The 18,058-nt window shown below is 67.5% G+C and carries 19 protein-coding genes; 11 read left to right on the top strand and 8 right to left on the bottom strand.

Translation table 11 applies throughout. The annotated features are described in order from the left end of the window. Positions 1-13: 13 nt before the first annotated feature. Positions 14-208, bottom strand: a complete 195-nt coding sequence (locus EV648_RS33180) for a hypothetical protein (protein WP_132299059.1) — start codon at positions 206-208, stop codon at positions 14-16. A 97-nt stretch (positions 209-305) separates the two neighbouring features. Here EV648_RS33180 and EV648_RS33175 point away from each other — a divergent pair, with 97 nt between their 5' ends. From EV648_RS33175 to EV648_RS33155, 5 genes are all read left to right on the top strand, one after another. Further along, the gene (locus tag EV648_RS33175; protein ID WP_132299058.1) at positions 306-1,901 is read left to right on the top strand and encodes a phospholipase D-like domain-containing protein; all 1,596 of its coding nucleotides are present in this window, start codon (positions 306-308) and stop codon (positions 1,899-1,901) included. A gap of 1 nt (position 1,902) precedes the next feature. Continuing rightward, positions 1,903-2,991, top strand: coding sequence for a hypothetical protein (locus EV648_RS33170; RefSeq protein ID WP_132299057.1), 1,089 nt, complete (start codon positions 1,903-1,905; stop codon positions 2,989-2,991). A gap of 2 nt (positions 2,992-2,993) precedes the next feature. Continuing rightward, positions 2,994-3,851, top strand: coding sequence for a YhjD/YihY/BrkB family envelope integrity protein (locus EV648_RS33165; RefSeq protein ID WP_132299056.1), 858 nt, complete (start codon positions 2,994-2,996; stop codon positions 3,849-3,851). Between the two features lie 85 nt (positions 3,852-3,936). Beyond that, positions 3,937-4,500 carry a hypothetical protein gene (locus EV648_RS33160; protein ID WP_132299055.1) on the top strand — a complete coding sequence of 188 codons (564 nt, stop codon included), beginning with the start codon at positions 3,937-3,939 and terminating at the stop codon, positions 4,498-4,500. Between the two features lie 8 nt (positions 4,501-4,508). Beyond that, positions 4,509-4,985 (top strand): RDD family protein, encoded by a 477-nt coding sequence (locus EV648_RS33155; protein ID WP_132299054.1) that lies wholly within the window; start codon positions 4,509-4,511, stop codon positions 4,983-4,985. Between the two features lie 31 nt (positions 4,986-5,016). Here EV648_RS33155 and EV648_RS33150 read toward each other — a convergent pair whose 3' ends face one another. Next, on the bottom strand, positions 5,017-7,701 hold the full coding sequence (locus EV648_RS33150) for a LuxR C-terminal-related transcriptional regulator (RefSeq protein WP_158294130.1): 2,685 nt from the start codon (positions 7,699-7,701) through the stop codon (positions 5,017-5,019). Between the two features lie 270 nt (positions 7,702-7,971). Here EV648_RS33150 and EV648_RS33145 point away from each other — a divergent pair, with 270 nt between their 5' ends. The 5 genes from EV648_RS33145 to EV648_RS33125 all read left to right on the top strand — a co-directional run bounded on the left by EV648_RS33145 (position 7,972) and on the right by EV648_RS33125 (position 11,018). Then, positions 7,972-8,232, top strand: coding sequence for a hypothetical protein (locus EV648_RS33145; protein WP_132299052.1), 261 nt, complete (start codon positions 7,972-7,974; stop codon positions 8,230-8,232). Further along, entirely contained in the window at positions 8,219-8,470 is a 252-nt protein-coding gene (locus tag EV648_RS33140; RefSeq protein WP_132299051.1) for a hypothetical protein, read from the top strand. Before EV648_RS33145 ends, EV648_RS33140 begins: the two co-directional genes overlap by 14 nt. 102 nt (positions 8,471-8,572) lie before the next feature. Next, a complete protein-coding gene (locus EV648_RS33135) occupies positions 8,573-9,016 on the top strand; it encodes a DUF6325 family protein (protein WP_132299050.1) in 444 nt (147 codons plus the stop codon). A gap of 10 nt (positions 9,017-9,026) precedes the next feature. Next, positions 9,027-9,347, top strand: coding sequence for an SHOCT domain-containing protein (locus EV648_RS33130; protein WP_132299049.1), 321 nt, complete (start codon positions 9,027-9,029; stop codon positions 9,345-9,347). An 81-nt stretch (positions 9,348-9,428) separates the two neighbouring features. After that, complete coding sequence (locus EV648_RS33125; protein ID WP_132299048.1) at positions 9,429-11,018, top strand: MFS transporter; 1,590 nt, start codon at positions 9,429-9,431, stop codon at positions 11,016-11,018. Positions 11,019-11,028: 10 nt separating this feature from the next. On the opposite strand, the gene EV648_RS33120 is transcribed toward EV648_RS33125, so the two are convergent. Beyond that, positions 11,029-11,610, bottom strand: a complete 582-nt coding sequence (locus EV648_RS33120; protein WP_132299047.1) for a potassium channel family protein — start codon at positions 11,608-11,610, stop codon at positions 11,029-11,031. Positions 11,611-11,704: 94 nt separating this feature from the next. Here EV648_RS33120 and EV648_RS33115 point away from each other — a divergent pair, with 94 nt between their 5' ends. Continuing rightward, on the top strand, positions 11,705-13,198 hold the full coding sequence (locus tag EV648_RS33115) for a DUF2252 domain-containing protein (RefSeq protein ID WP_241995833.1): 1,494 nt from the start codon (positions 11,705-11,707) through the stop codon (positions 13,196-13,198). 60 nt (positions 13,199-13,258) lie between these two features. On the opposite strand, the gene EV648_RS33110 is transcribed toward EV648_RS33115, so the two are convergent. The 5 genes from EV648_RS33110 to EV648_RS33090 form a co-directional block, all read right to left on the bottom strand. Then, on the bottom strand, positions 13,259-14,608 hold the full coding sequence (locus EV648_RS33110) for a hypothetical protein (protein WP_132299046.1): 1,350 nt from the start codon (positions 14,606-14,608) through the stop codon (positions 13,259-13,261). A 28-nt stretch (positions 14,609-14,636) separates the two neighbouring features. Further along, positions 14,637-15,017 carry an SHOCT domain-containing protein gene (locus EV648_RS33105; RefSeq protein WP_132299045.1) on the bottom strand — a complete coding sequence of 127 codons (381 nt, stop codon included), beginning with the start codon at positions 15,015-15,017 and terminating at the stop codon, positions 14,637-14,639. 97 nt (positions 15,018-15,114) lie between these two features. Continuing rightward, on the bottom strand, positions 15,115-15,678 hold the full coding sequence (locus tag EV648_RS33100; RefSeq protein ID WP_132299044.1) for an HdeD family acid-resistance protein: 564 nt from the start codon (positions 15,676-15,678) through the stop codon (positions 15,115-15,117). A 185-nt stretch (positions 15,679-15,863) separates the two neighbouring features. Next, the gene (locus EV648_RS33095; protein WP_132299043.1) at positions 15,864-17,261 is read right to left on the bottom strand and encodes a vanadium-dependent haloperoxidase; all 1,398 of its coding nucleotides are present in this window, start codon (positions 17,259-17,261) and stop codon (positions 15,864-15,866) included. A 104-nt stretch (positions 17,262-17,365) separates the two neighbouring features. After that, positions 17,366-18,043, bottom strand: a complete 678-nt coding sequence (locus EV648_RS33090; RefSeq protein WP_132299042.1) for a TetR/AcrR family transcriptional regulator — start codon at positions 18,041-18,043, stop codon at positions 17,366-17,368. Positions 18,044-18,058: the final 15 nt, after the last annotated feature.

The following is an 18,058-nucleotide window of genomic DNA, read 5'->3' as shown; positions in this document are numbered from 1 at the left end:
GCGGGTTGCCGCACTAGCGGAAGGCCGCCCAGGAGGCGGGCACGTCCGCACCACCCTCTTCGGCGGTCCGGGTGTCGAAGCGCACGTAGCCGGCGTGCGGCATGACCTTGCCGGCGACCAGCGCGTGGCCCTGCTGGAAGGTCGTGGCCCGATCGAGCAGTCCGGTGGGCACGAACAAAGGATCTGGCTCGTACTGCGCTGGCTCCATCTGTCACGTGTATCACCGTGGGTCCGACCAAGGCTCACCCATAGCGGATGAGCAACCACAGCGGCCAGGAAGCAACACTCGACCCGGAGGCGTGACGATGATCGACCAGAGCGCCGGGCAGTGGTTCCTCAGTCCGGAGGAGCGCGGCAACCCCGGCACGGATATCGACCGGATGGGGGACGTGGACGGCTCCTGGGTCGAGGGCAACCTGGTCCGGCCGCTGATCCACGGCGCGACCTACTTCCGCCGGCTGTACGAAGAACTCTGTGCGCTCCGGCCCGGAGACCACGTCTACTTCACCGACTGGCGTGGCGACTCCGACGAGAAGTTGCTGCCCGAGGGCCCCTCGGTCGGCACTGTGCTGGCCGATCTGGCCAGGTCGGGGATCGAGGTCAGGGGGTTGCTCTGGAGATCGCACTCGGACCACCTGAAGTTCAGCGCCCGGGAGAACCAGCGGCTGGGGACGAAGCTCAACCGGGCCGGCGCCGAGGTCCTGCTCGACCAACGCGTCCGGCGGATGGCCTCGCACCACCAGAAGCTGTTCGTCATCCGGCACAAGGGCCGACGGGAACTCGACGTGGCGTTCGTCGGCGGTATCGACCTGTCGCACCAGCGGCGTGACGATCGCGAGCACCGCGGGGATCCGCAGCAGGCGCCGATGGACCGCCGGTACGGCGACCAGACACCGTGGCACGATGCGGCGCTGGAGTTGCGGGGACCGGTGGTCGGCGACCTGTTCCGCACCTTCGTCGAACGGTGGGACGACGGGCACCCGCTCGATCGGCGGACGCCGTACCGGATGATCGTGCAGCGGCTGGCCCGGATGCCGCGCCATCCGAAGTCACTGACCGAGGAGTTCCCCGATCCGCCCAAGACCGGGCCGCACGCAGTACAGGTACTGCGAACCTATGCCTACAAGCACCCCGGCTATCCGTTCGCGCCGCTGGGGGAGCGGAGCATCGCCCGTGCTTATGGCAAGGCCTTCGGCAACGCGCGCAAGCTGATCTATCTGGAGGACCAGTACCTGTGGTCCGAGCTGATCGCCCAGGACATCGCGGATGCCCTGGAGCGTTCTCCCGAGCTCCGGGTGATCATCGTCGTGCCGCGCTACCCTGCCAACGACGGTGCGCTGAGCGGGCCGCCGGCGCATTTCGGTCAGTTGCGGGCGGTGCGGATGCTGCGGCGTACCGCGCCGGGGCGGGTCGGGATCTACGACCTGGAGAACAAAGCCGGGGCGCCCATCTACGTGCACTCCAAGATCTGCATCGTCGACGACATCTGGTTCACCTGCGGCTCTGACAATTTCAACCGCCGCTCCTGGACCTCTGACAGCGAGCTCACCTGCGCGGTGCTGGACACTACTCCCGACGACCGGCACTCGGTTGCCGACGGCACCCGTCGACTGGCTCGGGACCTGCGGCTGGAGGTGTGGTCCGAGCACCTCGGCCTGCCGCGCGAGGATCTGGCCGGGCTCGATCTGGACGCCGGCTTCGAACTCTGGCGGTTGACCGCGGCGAGCCTCGATGCGTGGTGCGCCGGTGGACGGAAGGGTCTACGGCCACCCGGGCACATCCGCCCGCACGAGCCGGGACACCTGACCCGGCTGCAGGCGCTCTGGGCGCAACCGCTCTACCGGCTGATCTACGACCCGGACGGCAGACCGCGCCGGATGCGTCGCCGAAGGGAGTTCTGAGATGAGTGTCGAGGTGGTCTTCTGGACTGTGGTGCTGGCGCGGTTCGCGCTGCCGTTGCTGATCCCGCTGTTCCCGTTGCCGGCGATCATCGGCTGTCTGCTGCTCGACGGTGTCGACCAGACGATCTTCCAGACCTTCGGCTACGACCCGCCGTTCTACCAGAGCTACGACAAGGCGATGGACGTCTTCTACCTGTCCGTGGCCTATCTGGCCAGCCTGCGGAACTGGACCAACCACGCAGCGGTCCAGGTGAATCGCTTCCTGTTCTTCTACCGCCAGATCGGCGTGGTCGCCTTCGAGCTCACCGGTCTGCGGTGGCTGCTGCTGGTGTTCCCGAACACCTTCGAGTACTTCTTCATCGCCTACGAAGGAATCCGGACCCGGTGGAATCCCGCGCGGTACGGGCTCAAGTTCTGGGTGGTCGTCGCCGGTGCCATCTGGATCTTCGTCAAGCTGCCGCAGGAGTACTGGATCCACATCGCCCAGCTCGACCTGACCGACACGATCCGAGACGTCTCCTGGTTCCTCCCGGTGCTCGTGCTCGCCGTGCTCGTCCTCGCCGCGATGCTGTACTTCGTCGTCCGTCCGCGACTGCGACCTGCTGACTGGTCCTGGCGGTTCCGCGCGGACCCGCTGCCGGTCGAGATCGACGAGGCCCACGAGCGGGCGGCGTACCAGGCCGCACATCGCAAGGTCTTCGACGGGACGGCGCTGGAGAAGACGTTCCTGATCGGGCTGATCAGCGTGATCTTCGGGAACGTCCTGCCCGGGGTCGAGGCGAGGCCCTTCCAACTGTTCCTGGCGATCGCGTTCTTCGTCGTCATCAACTCGGCGATCGGTCTGTGGTCGGCAAAGCGCGGCTATTCGTGGGACTCCGTCCTGATGTCGTTCGGGGTGGTCTTCGGGACGAACGTCGTGCTGGTCGTGGTCACCGATGTGCTGACGTCGCGCCGGGAGGACCACATGTCGCTGGTCGACACGCTCTTCTTCGTCCTCCTCTTCAGCGTCCTGACCACGCTCTACGACCGCTACCGCCCGGTCAGCGACTTCCGTGCCGCCGCCGCTGAGCGGAAGGAGGCGGAGCACTGACGGTGCCGGACCTCAAAGGGCTCGCGCAGCGGCTGGAGGAGACGTTCCCCGGCCGCTGTGCCAGGTCCTTCCTGCGCTTGAGGGGTATCGACAGGGCGATGGTGATCTCCTCCCAGGCGCTCACCGCCCTCATTCCCTTGCTGCTCCTGGTGTCGACGCTCGCGCCGGCGAGCCGCCGCGACGTGGTTTCAACAGCGCTCATCCGGAGATTCGAGCTCAAAGGCGACGCCGCCGACGCCGTCCGGGAGGTGTTCGCCCAGCCTGTCGGTGCGTCGAGCGTCGGTGTCCTGAGCATCGTGATCCTGGTCTTCTCCGGGGTCTCCCTCGCCCGCCGGATGCAGCGGATGTACCAGGACGCCTGGCGGCTCGAGCCTCTTCCGGGTGTCCGCGGCTCGTTCAACACGTTCCTCGGCCTGGGCGCCCTGCTGCTGGATATCGCGTTGCTCTACCTCGCGCGCTCACTTGTGCGGGCGCTGCCACTGGAATGGCTGCTCGGCGTTCCTGTCTCGCTGGTGACCGGCCTGTTGCTGTGGACCTTCATCCCGTGGCTGTTGCTCGACGGCCGCGTTCGCTGGCGGAGGCTGATCCCCACCGGAGCCGTGGCGACCTTGTGCAGCGGTGTCTACGGCGTCGCGTCCACCATCTACATGCCGCGGATGATGGAGAGCTACAGCGAGCGGTACGGCCTCTTCGGTGTCACGTTGGCACTGGTGGGGTGGCTGCTGTCCATCGCGCTCATCGTGGTCGGTGCGACCGTGGTGGGCGCCGAGTTCGATCGCAGCCAGGGGTGGTTCGCCCGCCGCGTGCGCTCCTGGCTCGGCGTGGAGGCGGAACCCGAAGACCGCGCCGTCCAGGTGTGAGCCCCGCGGAACTTCCCCCGCCAGGGGTGATGCCGCGCCACGATGATGCGCAGATCATGGTGGGGTGGGTACTACAGAGCAATCCGTGAACCCGCCTGACGCGCCGCCGACGAGCCGAGACGCGATCCTCGTGCTCGACGCGGCAGTCGGGGCCACCCTGCTGGCTGCGGCCACCGCGCGGATGGTCGGGCGCCGGGCCCGGGGAGTCGTCAAACCGGTCGCCGTGGTGTTCCTGCGGCCGCCGATGCTGACGGAGCGGTACCAAGCGGGCACCTACCTGGACGCCCTCGCACGACAGGGTGTCCGAGGGCGCGGCGAAGTGGAGCGCCAGGTTTCCGCGTTGCTCGACAAAATGGTCCCCCCGCTGGTCGCCGCAGTAGTCCAGCGGATCGACCTGGGGCAGCTCGCCGAGGGCGTGATCGCGGAGATCGACCTCGCCGAGATCATCCGCCAGTCCACCGGTTCGGTTGCCTCCGAGACCGTCCGCGGGGTACGCATGCAGAGCATCTCCGGCGATGAGGCGGTCGGCAACGCAGTGGGTCGGCTGAGGGTCCGGTTCAGCCGGAAGGCAACTCCCAAACCTCCGACGGCTGAGCAGCCTCCGGCGGAACCCGCGTCGGCGGCTGAACCCGAGATGACCGCCACGTAGAGATGACGATGGACGAAGTCGTCCCGATCGTCCCGCGGGAGGCCCGCCCCTACCAGGGACGGCGAGCCGGCCTGGTGACGCGGCTGATCGCCGGCGTGATCGACGGGGTGCTGGTGGTGGTCTCGTTGCTGGTCGGCTATGTGGGCGTCAACGGACTGATCTTCCTGTTCGATCCCCGCGGCTTCCAGTTCAGTGAGGCCTCGCCGATCCTGAGCGTCGCGGCGGGCCTGGTCCTGCTCGTCCTCTACCTCACCGTCGCATGGTCCACCATCGGACGGACCTACGGCTGCCAGGTTATGGGGCTCCGGGTCGTCAGCCGGCGGGGAGAGCGGCTGCGGCCGCTCGTCGCCCTGCTGAGGGCCGTCCTCTATGTCATGTTCCCGATCGGGCTGTTCTTTTGTGCCGGCGGCGTCGGGCGCCGCTCACTGCAGGACCTCGTACTGCGGACGTCGGTCATCTACGACTGGCTGCCTCGTCATCCGTGACGGGGGGATCACCTGCTTCGGCCGGTGTCGACTACGCCTCGGGCCGTGACGGCAACAGGCCCAGCTCCCAAGCTCGCCGGACGGCTTCGTTGCGTCGCGAGGCGCTCAGCTTCCGCAAGATGCTCCGCACGTGGCTGCGGACCGTGTTGACCGAGACGTACATGGCACCGGCGATCTCTTCGGTGGTCAGCAGCTCGGCGAGGTACTCCAGCACCTCGTGCTCCTTGCTGGTCAAGGAGGCGGTGACGACCAGTTCGGGTCGGATCCGGCTCGACGGATCGACAGCGTGGTCGCGCCGTGGTCCCGGCGCGCGGAGCCAGGGATGACGCCTCATCAGTTCGCCGGTTGGCTGGAGCAACCTTCGCAGCGATGGCGGCGCCTCCGAGAACGGACGGCGGAGGTGCTCGGGCGCAGCCAGTCTCAAGGCGCGCTCGACATAGAGCCCGCTGCGGCCGGTGTCGCCGGTGCTGATCGATAGCGCGGCCTGAACCAGCCAGCTGTCGACCTGAGTCTCCAGGGGTGCGTGCTGCGCGGCCGAAGGTGGCAGAGCCGGACCCTGCTCGCCGGTCTCGGTAGCAGCTCGTTGCAGCACCAGGATCGATTCGACCTGGTCGCGGCCGGCCGAATGCTCGATCACGGCGATGGCCTCGCGTGGCAGGTTCTGAGCCACGAGCAGCTTCGCCTCGTCCACGATCAGGGACTGGCCGAGCCAGCCGTCGTGCTGTACGCCGTAGCTGTTGCTCGCGGCCCGCAGTTCGGCGCTCGCGAGACCGGTCTCTCCACCGGCATGGAGCAGTCGGGCGCGGACCAGGGCAAGCGCAGCTGCCACCACGCGGGCGTCCTGGGTGGGGGTGGTGGCCGCCGCGGCGCGGTCGACCAGCTCCTGGGCTCCCGCCAGATCGCCTTGGTCCGCGCTGACCCAGGCTTGGGCCACGATCGCGGACTGAGGTTCCTGTGGCTGCACCCCCGACTCGGCCAGCGCGATCGCATGCGCAGCGACCTCAGCAGCCCGTCTGAGGTGTCCCCACACCGCCTCCACCAGTGCGGCCATGCCGAGGAAGTTCGCCAACGCGTCGTGCGCCCCCGCCCCCTCGGCGACTTCGATGCCTTCGGCAAAGGCTGCCAGGGCAGCCCGGAAGTCTCCGCGCTGGAGCAGGACCCGGCCCTTGCAGCCGGCGACGAGCAACCTCAGCTCCGGGGGCGCGACGACCGGGCCCGGCGATACGGCTCTGAGGGCCGACTCTGCCGCGAGGGTTGCGTCCAGTCCGCTGTCGACGTTCTCTCCGAGGCTCGCCGCGACCGCCTGCAGCATCGTGATCGCCAGCTCGGACGATGGTGTCCGGGTGGGAAGGTGGTCGAGCGACTCCCGGGCCCTGCGGAGTTCCGACGTACAGCGAGTGACATCGAAGTCGCCGAGTGCTCGGGCCGCCCGCACGACCGCGGCCTCCGGCCCGTCCAGGTCGTCGGGCAGGTCCGCGAACAACGCTGCGAGGAGCCGGCGTCGGCGCCCGACGAGTAGACCCCCGAAATCGAGGTCCTCGACCAGGTACCGGGCCGCGTCGCTCCACCGACGAGCTGTGATGGCATGCCGGATCGCCTCGAGCTGCTGACCATGCTCGGAGAACCAGACCGCAGCAGCGCGGTGCAGGCCGGGGACCAGGTTCGGCCGCTCGAAGAGCAGCTGGGTGCGAAGGAACTCCCGGAACAGCGGCTGGTAGCCGTAGCAGTCGTCGGTCCCGGGCACAGGCTGGATGAACGCGTTGCCATGTGAGAGGAACTCCATCGACCGCAGGTCGCAAGGGCGGCCGGTCAGCGCTTGGGCCAGTGCGGGCCGGACCTCGTCCACGATGGAGGTCCGCAGCAGGAACTCCCGCAGCGCCGGCGGCTGCGCGTCGAGCACCTCGGTCATCAGGTACGCCGCGACGTTGCCGGCGTCGCCGCGGAACTCACGGATCGCGTGCTCCGCGTCCCTCTTGCCGGCCAAGCCCATGGCCGCGAACATGAGGCCCGCGGGCCAGCCATCGGTCCGTCGCTGGAGTTCGACCACCTGCGCGGGAGCCAACTCGAGTTTCTGATACCGCATCAGCGCTGCGGCCTCGTCCACCGTGAACGCCAGATCAGCGGCCCGGATCTCTGCAAGGGTGCCCCCCAAGCGGTAGAGGTGGAGGGGGAGAGGTGGATCCGACCGGGTCAGGAGGATGAACCGGACCTGCCCCGCCGTCCCGCGAATGAGGCGATGGAGACTGTCTCCGAGCTCCGGGGTGACGGTGAGATCGCCGCAGTCCACCACGACTACCAGCGCGTCCTGCTCGCCGAGGGTCGTTCGGCTCGGCGACGGTTCGCCAGGCTGGTCTGCCGGCGCGAACAGCACGGGGCCGTCGGATCCGGTCGAGCCGCTGCCGTGCAAACCGCCGAGCACGGATTCCAGCAAGGACGCGGGGTGCTCACTGGTGACGTCCAGCGCGATGTGCCTGATGATCGTCCGCTCTGTGGCGAGCGCCTCCCACGAGGCCAGCAGAACGGTCTTGCCGTACCCGGCCGGTGCGCTGACCAGTGTCAGCGGTCGCTGAACTCCCTCGGTGACGCGATCCAGCAGACGACGCCGCAGTACTGTTCCTGGCGCGATCACAGAGATCCTGGAACTCGCCTGCTCCTCGAACGGCGCCGACGATGCGGTACGGCCCGTTTTCACCCCCGCGTGCTGATCGCTTGGCATTTCCCCTCCTAGCGATTCGCGGGCGCGACCGATCATCTGAGGGGTGGTGCACGGCGAGTCCGCATATCGACGACACCACGGATTCGTCTTTAAAACCAGCGTTTGCCGTCCGATTGCCGGACGTGTCCCGACCTCGCGACAGCGGTACGTACACCCGCTCGGTCGTCGAAGCGCTTCGCCCCTGCGAGGCCAGTTCACCCCGGAGGGATGAAGCCGCGCCACCCGCTGTTTGCGACCGTCGAACGTACACGCTGGGAACGGAGTGGGGCGATGGCCGAGGCGACGTACGAGATTCGCGTGACGGGCGCCGTGCCGGAACAGGACCTCCGCGACATGGGCGCGGTGACGCTGGCCGTCGACCAGGTGAACACCGTGCTCTACGGCATCCCCGATCAGTCGGCGCTCTACGGTCTGCTCGCACGACTGCGGGCCCTGGGCATCGAGGTCGTCGAGGTGCGCCGGATCCCGGATGCGTCGCCGGCGGCATCGATTCCCGTCGTGCCTGGAGAGGGAGAACATGAGAACGAGTGAGGTACACAAGTCGTCGTACGAGGTCGTAGTGCTCGGCGAACTGGGGCCGGCCGTACTCGCCTTCTGCGCCCGGCCACCGACTCACAGCGAGACGTCACGCGCCTTCCAGCTGCGACTCCACGACGGCCAGAGCATCGCTGACCTGGCCGCGATGCTGCAGGCACACGACCTGGTCATCCTGAGCATCCGGCTGGTCTCACCGCGCGAGACCAGGGCTGCCGAAAGCGTCTCCGCCTGAGCTCATCCGGTAAGGGTGATGACGCCATCCACGGCTCACGGCAGGGTGGCGCACAAAGAACACGCTGGGCCCGCGAGGGTCTGGTAGAGGGGATGGAGAGCCATGCCGGAGACAGAGGTTCACGGACCCATCGACTTCGTACTCATGGAGTTCACCGGCGATCGGCTGACCGGCCGGGCGGCCGAGGAAGTCGTCAGTCTGATGCAGCGCGGCATCATTCACGTCTACGACGTGATGATCGTCGGCAAGGACGCCGACGGCGCCGTCTATGCGGTCGACCTGGCGGAATCGTCCGACCGCGCTGGTGGTTTCGCGGAACTGGAGGGGGCCCGGACAGGCCTCCTGGCTGACGACGACCTCAACGCAGCGGCCGGCGCGATGCAGCCGGGCACGCTGGCGGCGCTGATCGTCTACGAGAACACCTGGGCGATTCCGTTCGTTGCCGCGGCGTTGGAGTCCGGCGGCACCCTGATCGCCGGTGGACGCATCCCGGCGGAGGACGTGATGGAAGCACTCGAAGCCATGGAAACCGTGGAAGCGACCTGAGGAGACTGACATGCCAGGACTGTTGCGAGGAATTGCGCGAACCGCGGCCGTCGCGGGGACGGCGACCGTTGTCGCCGGCCGGGTGCAGCGTCATCAAGCCTCGAAGTTCGCCCAGCGCGACGCCGAGACGGCAGCACAACGTGATCAGGCGTACGACGAGCAGGTCGCGCCGCAGCAGTACGACGCACCGCCGCCGCAGGAAGCCGCGCCGCCACCTGCGCCGGCTGCCGACCCGTTGGAACGGCTGAAGACCCTGGGTGAACTGAAGGAGTCGGGTGTGCTCACCGAGGCGGAGTTCCAGGCACAGAAGGCCAAGATCCTCGCCGGCTGAGTGGCTGACGCGCGGGGCCGGCGAGGGCATCACCTTCCACCCATCTCCTGACCGGATGACCGAGGAGCAGGAGCGTTTGCCATGACAGAGGAAGCGGGCCGCGCTGCCGAGGAGACCAAGGGCAATCCGCGGCTCGCCATCCTGCTCGCGATGGCGATGTTCGTGCTGGTGGTCGACACGTCCCTGATGAACGTCTCGATCGCCTCGGTGGTTCGTGACCTGGACACGACGGTGAGCGGCGTCCAGTCCGCGATCGCGCTCGAGGCGCTGGTGTCTGCCGCGTTCATCCTGATCGGGAGCAAGATCGGGGATCTGTTCGGGCGCAAGCGGGCGTATCTCCTGGGCCTGACCGGCTACGCGATCGGCGCACTGGCGATGACCGTGGCGCAGAACCTGCTGACGATCATCATCTTCTGGGCCGTGGTGGGTGGCATCGGCGCCTCGCTCCTGCTGCCGGCGATGCAGTCCCTGATCCACGGGAACTTCGAAGGAGCTGCTCAGATCCAGGCCTACGCCCTGGTCGGGGCCGCGGCCGCGCTGGCCGCGGCGGTCGGACCGCTGCTCGGTGGCTTCATCACCACCTACCTGTCCTGGCGCCTGGGGTTCGCGCTCGAGGTCGTCGTGATCGCGGTCGTGGTCCTCGGTCGGGGACTCATCCACGACGTGCCGTACACCGGATCTCGGCGTATCGACGGGGTCGGTGCGGTCCTTTCCGCGGTGGGCATGGGCGGTGTCGTGCTGGGCATCCTGGTGTGGCAGGAAGGCGGCGAGTCCGTCGGCGCGATCATCCTCATCGGCGTGATCGGTCTCGTCGGTCTCGTCTACTGGCTGAGGCGCCGCAAGCGGCAGGGGAAGCCGACACTGCTCGAGCCGGATCTGTTCAAGTCCGCGGTCTTCCGCTTGGGCATCAGCCAGCAGTTGCTCCAGCAGATCGCGCTGGGCGGCAGCATGATCGCCCTGCCGATCTACCTGCAGATGGTGCTCGAGTACGACGCGATGCAGACGGGCCTGTCCCTCGCCCCGCTCTCGCTCAGTATGTTCGGGACGGCGATCCTGGCGGAGCGGAAGGCCGGGGACCGGCTTCCGAGCCATATCATCAGGTGGGGATTCGCGCTCCTCACGACAGGACTGCTGCTGATCATCCCGATCGTGCCGCGGGCAGACTCTGGCTGGTATCTGGCGGGCCCGCTGGTGCTCGCCGGTGTCGGGTTCGGTCTCCTGGTGTCCCAGCTCAACAACTACACGCTGGCCCCGATCTCGCAGGAGCGCGTCAGCGAGGCCGCCGGCGTGAACTCGGCAGCGGGCTCGTTCGGCTTGTCGTTCGGGTTGGCGTTCGCCGGCGCCATCATGCTGGCCACCCTCTCCTTCGCCTTCACCCACGAAGCCGAGTCAAGTGCCGTCCTCGGACCGGCCGAGCAGGAACGTGTCGCGATGGGGCTGGAGGAGGACGCGCAGGTGATGAGCAACACCGAGCTCGAAAAGCTACTCGTCAAGGAACCCCAGGCGATTCAGGACGAGATCATCCGCATCAACACCACCGCACGACCGTTGGCCCTTCAGGTGGCCCTGGGCATTCCGATCCTCGCCGGTCTGATCGGCCTGCTGAACTCCTTCCGGATGGTGCGCCTGCCCGTCCTTCCACCGTCCGGCTCCAGCGACGTGATCACTTAGCCACCGGCACTCATTCCTTCCGACGGCTGATGTTGGTCTGCACAGCCCCGAACAAGGCTCGGGCGACGAGACCGACCATCACGAGGCCGCCGATCATCTGCACGGTGACGACAGTGCGAGCTGGTTCCGACGTGGCCACGATGTCGCCGAAACCGACCGTCGTGAAGACGGTCACGGTGAAGTACGCCGCGTCCATCCGGCTCATCGGCTCGGAGAAGCTCTCCGGCTGGGTCGCTCCCATCAGGTGGTAGGTCGTGGCGAAGATCACGAGGAACAAGGGCACGGAGGTCGCCAGTGCGCCGATCGCCCTGATCCGGGGGTACGGCGACCGGGTGATCGCGCGGAGCTGCCAAGCGATCAGGAGCGCCACGACGACAAGTCCGATGACCAGGCCAAGGCCCGAGGCCGCCGTCAGATTCCTCATGGGCAGCAGGAAGTAGCCGACGACGATGGCCACGGAGACGAGGAGGGAGCGCAGCAGTGACCTCACGGCGAGCCGTCGCCGGGCTCTCACCGGGAGCTCTTCGTAGCGGAGGTCGGTGTCTGTCACAACCTCAGTGAAGCGCGGACCGAACACGGTCGGCTCATCCATCGGGGGTGATGCTGATCGGCCGGTCCGCGGTGTTGGCTGGGATGCTCAGGGAATTGAGCCGGATGGGGGCGGCTCGAGACGACCGGAGGGCCTCATGAGTGCACGAAGCGCGATGGCAGAGACGATGACTGCGGTACCCGCACCGAGGCGAGCCGACGCCAACGGCGGACCGGTCACCGCGGCCCGTCACCTGGCGCCTTCCGAACGGGCCCGCCGCGGACTTGAGGCGCGCGTCACGCTGCCGCCGCGCAAGCAGGCAGAACTGGTGCTCCCTGCGAACCGTCCTGATCCCGTCGCCCTGATCGAGGAGCAGGCCCGGTCCCGGGTCCCCGAACTCGTGCCGGTGCGGCACGGCAGGATGATGGTGTCGCCTTTCACCTTCTTCCGGGGCAACGCCCTCGGGATGGCCAGCGACCTCGGCGCGGGCCCGGTGTCCGGCCTCGGAGCGCAGCTGTGCGGTGACGCCCACCTCTCGAACTTCGGGCTCTTCGGATCCGCTGAGCGGCGCCTGCTCTTCGACATCAACGATTTCGACGAGTCGATCGCCGGTCCGTGGGAGTGGGACGTCAAACGTCTCGCCGCGAGCGTCGCGGTGGCCGGTCGTGGCAACGGCTTCTCGCGGAAAGAGCGCCACAAGTGCGTCCTGGAGACGGTGCGGCGCTATCGCGATGCCACCGCGGAGTTCGCCACCATGCGCTCCCTGGACGTCTGGTACGCCCGCGCGGACGTGGACGAGGTCCAGGAGACGCTCCGCAACAAGATGAGCTCCAGCCGCCGCAAGAGTCTCGACCAGACCACGCTCAAGGCGCGCGGCAGCGGGAACCTGAAGGCCTTCGCCAAACTGACCGAGATCACGGACGACGGGGTGCGGATCAGGGCTGATCCTCCCTTGATGATTCCGATCGCCGATCTCCTGCCCGAGGTCGGCCGCGAAGAGCTCGAGACCCAGATCAAGGGGCTGCTGATCCGCTACCGCGGGTCTCTGCCGGCCGAACGCCGGGTGCTGTTCGACCAGTTCGAGTTCGTCGACATGGCCCGCAAGGTCGTTGGAGTAGGAAGCGTCGGCACCCGGTGCTGGATCGTGCTCCTGCGCGGTAGGGACGACGGTGATCCGCTGTTCCTGCAGGTCAAGGAGGCCGGTCCGTCGGTGCTCAAGACGAAGGTGCCGATGGCCTTGCGGCAGCGGTCCGCACCCAGGAACGAGGGGGAGCGGGTGGTGGTCGGCCAACGGCTGATGCAGGCCTCCAGCGACATCTTCCTCGGCTGGCAGCGCGTCGGCGGTATCGACGGACGGCTCCGTGACTTCTACGTGCGGCAGTTGCGCGACATGAAGGGTTCCGCCGTGGTGGAGCGGCAGGACCCGCGCACCATGATGATGTTCGGCCAGCTCTGCGGCTGGACCCTGGCCCGCGCGCATGCTCGTTCCGGGGACCGGATCGCCCTGGCGACCTACCTCAACAGCGACGACGCCTTCCCCGACGCGATGGTCGAGTACGCCGAGGCGTACGCGGACCAGAACGAGAGCGACTACCAGGCCTTCCTCGACGCCATCAAGAGCGGACGTCTCGAAGCCGAGACCGGACTGTAGTAGGCGGAGGCACAAGTAACCCTGGCCCGAGATCAGGCCAGGGTTGTTTGTGTGTCCGGCTCAGGCAGGAGCACTGGGACCAGGTCCGCCGGCCACGGAGGCTGCCGCTGGTGGACGCCCCAGGAACTCGATCACCGCGATCAGGAACAGGACGATCACGGCGATGACCACGACGACGGAAACCGTGGGCTGTGACCAGAACGTCAGCACGAGGGCGCCGCCGATGATGCTGGCGATGAGCAGCATGCGCTTGTGGGCGAAGGTCCAGGCGCCGAACCGGCCGGTGTTCAGCCCAGCCGATTCGGCGTTGCCGCGCAGGGCCCCGATGCCCCTCGTGAGCCCTGCGCGAGTCTTGACGGCGGAGACGGACGGCCCGGTGAAGAAGGCCGCGAAGGCGACGATCAGCGCGAGCACCCCGACAGCTCGCAGGCTGTAGCGCAGGTAGCGCACGATGGTGTCGAAGACGACGCCGCCGGTCTCGCGGGAGATCACATCGGACGGCAACGCGTTCAGGTAGAGCGCCCGGCCGAGGGCCAGGCCGACCCCCAGCGCGAGCATCGAGCCGGCGAACCCCAGCGCGCCGATCAACAGGGCGCGGCGGTGGTTGCGGGCGACGTACACCCCGGCGGCGAACAGGAGCAGGCAGATGATCGGCAGCCAGACGCCGAGCGTGTTGAGCAGGCGGTAGAAACCTTGTGCCTTCGTCACTCCGTCCGACTGCACCAGGACGATCGACTTGTTCACGACCGGGATGTTCTCGGCCACGCCGAAGCCGCGCGCCACCAGCCGTTCCTTCACCTGAGCGATGATCGGGGCGAGGTTCAACGTCACCGTGTCGTTCTGGGCGCTGAGCGCGCCGCCCTGATTGCCTTCCAGCAGGTTGACCAGTTCCGAGTGCGCGGTCTCGTTCGCCTGTCTCCACACGGCGGCGAAGTCGGGGCTCGCGACGAAATTGGCGACCTGGTCGCGGATGAAGCTCTGCACCCCGCTGACGAGCGGTCCGCTCAGCGCTTGCAGATTGGCCGCCACTCTCGGCGGCAGGCCCTGCTGGGAGATCGCGTTGAGCGCCTCGTCGGTGATCCCCTCGATGTCGATGGCCGCGAGGATCTCGTTGGTGACGGCGTCGGAGATGGTGGTCTGAACGGACGGGTCGTCCGCCAGCGGGGCGACGGTCTTGAGGTACTGGTCGGTGTCGCTGACCTGCCTGCTGGCCCAGACGGCCGTCGCCGACAGAGGTGCGAGCAGGCAGGCCAGCGTGATCAGGATGGCGGACGCGACGGTACGCCAGATCACCCGGCGTTCCCTGGGCTGAGGAGAATCCTGCGTCCGCGGCCGTGGACCTGTTGCGAGTTCGAGTTCGAGTTGCGCGACACGTTCGCGCAGCCGCCGTACCTCGTCTTCGTCCGTCATCGCCGGATCTCCTCTCGGGTGGGACAGGTCAGACCGCGAGAGCCTTCGCCTTGAGCGTGTCGAACTCCGACTGCGAGATGGTGCCCTTGTCGAGCATCGCGCTGGCCTGCGCGATCTGGTCGGTGGGACTCGCCTTGCCGGCCACCTGCTTGATGTACTCCTCCTGCTGCTGCTGGGCAGCGAAGTGGCTGGTGGCGGTCCTGCGCGCCATGTCGCCGCCGTGCACGATGACGTAGATGAGCGCGACGAACAGCGGCACGAAGAGCAGGCCGATGAGCCAGAGCGCCTTCACCACGCCTGACATATCAGAGTCGCGGAAGATGTCCGCGATGATGGAGAACAGCATCATCAGGTAGGCGGTGAAGGCGAAGGCGATGATGATGAACCAGACAACATCCCAGAATGACATTGCAACGTCCTCTCTGCGAGCGCTGAACGCGTCGGATCAACACTCGCGCTTCGGACGGAGAACGGCCTCACCTCTACCGGATGATCTTGGCCGCCTTTCAGGCGGTCGCCGGAGTCGCGGGGGATGGGTTGACCTGTCCGCGGCGCACGATCAGGCCCATCGCCACGAAAACGAGACCCCAGCACAGCGCGATCAGGCCGAGCCAGACCGCGATCCCGACGGTGCCGCGGCCGGGGTTGGCGACGAAGAAGATGCCCAGCAGGAGCGAGAGCGCGGCGCCGAGCAGGAGGAGCCAACGAGGGGTGAGCCGGTAGCTGCTGAAGGCGGCGAAGACCTCGAACACGCCGCGGATGATCAGCCAGATGCCGAAGATCAAGGTCAGGGTGTTAGCCGCCACCGAGGGACTGAAGATCGCGAAGAGCCCTACGATGATCGCGATGACGCCCATCACAGCCAGTCCGAGCCGGCTTGTCTGCGTCTCCGACCGGAACGCCTCGACCAGCGAGCTGATGCCGTCTATCAAGGCCCAGAATCCGAACAGCACCATCAGTGCTATCGCGGTCTCGATCGGCCAGATGATCGCCAGCAGCCCGAAGACGATCCCGATCACCCCGCGAACCACCAGCATTTTCCAACTCTCGGCGAACAACTCGCGATCCATGGCACGACCTCCCAGGCCTCCACGCAACAAGACGCACGTCACCCCTCATAGTTCTCCGATTCGGTGCTGCAGACAACGGCCGGCCGCATTTCCCTCGCGGCTGAACCCGGCAGGTTGCGCCTGCCGGGTCAGCCGCCGGTCGGCAATCTCGTTGCTCCGGGCAAGCTCGAGTTGACAGCGACGGGTCAGTGGCGAGGTTGGAGGTAGCTGTGGACTGTCAGTTGGCCGATCTTGGTGCCGTGCTTGACGCCTTCGGTGGTGGCGTGCTTGAAGTGGAAGCCGACCAGGATCCGGGAGTGGGCGTTCTCGTTGGAGGCCTGGGAGAAGCTGGTGTAGTGGCGGATCGCCGGGTTGGCGTCAGTGCAGGTGCTGCCGGGCAAGGCGGTGAAGCTGCACAGAGAGAAGCTCATCCGGTCCGTCTTGAAGAAGCCACGCAGTACTGCGGCCGCGGCGCCGCCTTCGACGCTGTGGCCCGAGTCGTGGTCCGGGATCGGCGGGGTGGGCACCAACGGGGTCCAGGTCGGGTCGGCCGCTGTGTTGGGGTTGCCGTCCGTCGCGGCCAGCTGGATCGCGGTGACCGGGCGCCAGAACAGGAGCTTGTACTTCACGTCGAAGGTCGAGATGTAGCCGTCTGTCAGGGCCATGTCGAGCAGGCCGAACAGGCGGGCGCTCTGCCAGAGATCCAGGTGCCGGGTCGTCGCCAGCTGGCGGGCGAGGCGGTTCCACAGCAGAGGAGAACTCTCCACCCAGAAGCGGGCCATCTGCGTCTCGTCAGCGGTGCGCGCGCTCGGCGTGGTGATGCCGTCGCCACCGAGTCGCTTCACCTCGTTGAAGTCGGCGGTGTACCGCTTCGAGCCGAGCGCGAAGGGCGGCTCCACCGGGAACTGTCCGGCGGACCTGAGCGCGAACGGCTTCACCTCTCCCCAGGTGGGTGCGAAGGCGAACGGGAAACCGGGAGTGAACCGGTACTCGCCGGGGTTGACGCCCTGCGGGAAGCCGGAGTCGATCAGCAGGATCGTTGAGGCGCGGTCGTCAGCCCGCTTGGCCAGGATCGTGTAGGCCGACTTCTTTCCCAGTTCGATGCCTTCTTGCTTCGCTGTGCTGTCGGGAATGGCAGCCAGTGCCGCGGTGTATGCGGTCTCGACGCCTGCGATGGCGGCTTGGGTGTCAGTGAACGGCGGTGTCAGATCCGTCAGGGCAGCGACCAACGAGGTCCTCGCGGCGGCAGCGATCGCGGCCTCCGGAGATGCGTGCCGCGCGCGGCCTTGGAAGGCGTAGGGACGCGAGCGAGGAGAGATGGCGTTCAGCGCATCATGGATCGCGATGTGCATGATCGCGTACATCCGGGACTCGTGCAGTGGGTTGAGGGTCGGTGCGAGCGTGGCCGCGATCGCGGCGGTCGCGGCGGTCTCGTTCCACCGGACTACCGCGTTGCCACTCATCGCCGCATTGCCGCTCGTCACCGCGGGACTCTGCGGTACCGCAGAGACGGCGGCTCCGGTGGTCGGCGTGAGGAGAGCGACTACCAGAACCGCTCCGATCGCGAGTTTGGTGCGGGACAGGGCAGTGCGAATTCCGGCCACGATGGGCCCCCCTTGAGATGTGCCCGGAGCATCGGACCACGGGCATCGTTTCGACGCTACGAGTGACCCATGGACGGGTCAACGCGTCGCGGTCGGGCAATCACTCACGACTTCCGGCCATCTTTCGAAGGCAGGGAGTTGCTCAGGCCGTCGAGGATCAGGTCGAGGCCGAGTTCGAACTCGTCGCCGAAGTCGTAGCCGGGCTGGAGGTAGTACTTCGTCGACATCTCGGTCAGGTGCGGGTACTCGCCGGCGGCGATCTGGTCCATGATCGGACCGGCGACCTCGGCCCCTGACTCCGGATCCTGGAAGGGCAGAGCGGCCTCCTGCAGCGCGAACCCGTAGGTGTAGCTGTCGATCAGGGCGTAGGCGTGGGCGGTCATCGCGAGTGAGAAGCCTCCGTGGAGAAGCGTGCCGAGAACCGCGTCGTGGTGTCTCAGCGTTGCCGGCCCGGGCGTGGTGCGGGTCTCGAGCAACCCGATCGCCCAGGGGTGCTTCCTCAGCACCTGACGGGCCGAGACCGCCCGCCGGTGGATCTCCATGCGCCAGTCGCCGCCCACCGACGGCAGGTCGATGTCGGTGAAGACGAGGTCGACGATGCCGTCGAGGATCTCGTCCTTGGTCGCGACGTAGTAGTAGACCGACATGGGCTTCGCGCCGAGGGCCTCGGCGAGTGAACGCATCGTCAGCGACGCAATGCCGCCCTTGTCTGCGACCTCGATGGCGGCACGCAGTACCCGCTCGCGGCTCAGGCGAGGACGACGGCCGGCTGGCTCTGGCATGTGACTCCTGACCCC

This window comes from Kribbella sp. VKM Ac-2568, from assembly GCF_004345365.1.
In the GTDB taxonomy this organism is placed as follows: domain Bacteria; phylum Actinomycetota; class Actinomycetes; order Propionibacteriales; family Kribbellaceae; genus Kribbella; species Kribbella orskensis.
The sequence above is the reverse complement of the archived record's forward strand: the minus strand, read 5'-3'. Positions and strand labels throughout refer to the sequence as shown.

What these genes read in the sequence shown, in the direction of transcription:
- EV648_RS33115 (WP_241995833.1), top strand. Translation starts at nt 11,705, where the DNA reads ATGAGTGCACGAAGCGCGATGGCAGAGACGATGACTGCGGTACCCGCA.
- EV648_RS33170 (WP_132299057.1), top strand. Translation starts at nt 1,903, where the DNA reads ATGAGTGTCGAGGTGGTCTTCTGGACTGTGGTGCTGGCGCGGTTCGCG.
- EV648_RS33180 (WP_132299059.1), bottom strand. Translation starts at nt 208, where the DNA reads ATGGAGCCAGCGCAGTACGAGCCAGATCCTTTGTTCGTGCCCACCGGA.
- EV648_RS33140 (WP_132299051.1), top strand. Translation starts at nt 8,219, where the DNA reads ATGAGAACGAGTGAGGTACACAAGTCGTCGTACGAGGTCGTAGTGCTC.
- EV648_RS33145 (WP_132299052.1), top strand. Translation starts at nt 7,972, where the DNA reads ATGGCCGAGGCGACGTACGAGATTCGCGTGACGGGCGCCGTGCCGGAA.
- EV648_RS33150 (WP_158294130.1), bottom strand. Translation starts at nt 7,701, where the DNA reads ATGCCAAGCGATCAGCACGCGGGGGTGAAAACGGGCCGTACCGCATCG.
- EV648_RS33175 (WP_132299058.1), top strand. Translation starts at nt 306, where the DNA reads ATGATCGACCAGAGCGCCGGGCAGTGGTTCCTCAGTCCGGAGGAGCGC.
- EV648_RS33130 (WP_132299049.1), top strand. Translation starts at nt 9,027, where the DNA reads ATGCCAGGACTGTTGCGAGGAATTGCGCGAACCGCGGCCGTCGCGGGG.
- EV648_RS33155 (WP_132299054.1), top strand. Translation starts at nt 4,509, where the DNA reads ATGGACGAAGTCGTCCCGATCGTCCCGCGGGAGGCCCGCCCCTACCAG.
- EV648_RS33100 (WP_132299044.1), bottom strand. Translation starts at nt 15,678, where the DNA reads ATGGATCGCGAGTTGTTCGCCGAGAGTTGGAAAATGCTGGTGGTTCGC.
- EV648_RS33105 (WP_132299045.1), bottom strand. Translation starts at nt 15,017, where the DNA reads ATGTCATTCTGGGATGTTGTCTGGTTCATCATCATCGCCTTCGCCTTC.
- EV648_RS33125 (WP_132299048.1), top strand. Translation starts at nt 9,429, where the DNA reads ATGACAGAGGAAGCGGGCCGCGCTGCCGAGGAGACCAAGGGCAATCCG.
- EV648_RS33110 (WP_132299046.1), bottom strand. Translation starts at nt 14,608, where the DNA reads ATGACGGACGAAGACGAGGTACGGCGGCTGCGCGAACGTGTCGCGCAA.
- EV648_RS33135 (WP_132299050.1), top strand. Translation starts at nt 8,573, where the DNA reads ATGCCGGAGACAGAGGTTCACGGACCCATCGACTTCGTACTCATGGAG.
- EV648_RS33120 (WP_132299047.1), bottom strand. Translation starts at nt 11,610, where the DNA reads ATGGATGAGCCGACCGTGTTCGGTCCGCGCTTCACTGAGGTTGTGACA.
- EV648_RS33090 (WP_132299042.1), bottom strand. Translation starts at nt 18,043, where the DNA reads ATGCCAGAGCCAGCCGGCCGTCGTCCTCGCCTGAGCCGCGAGCGGGTA.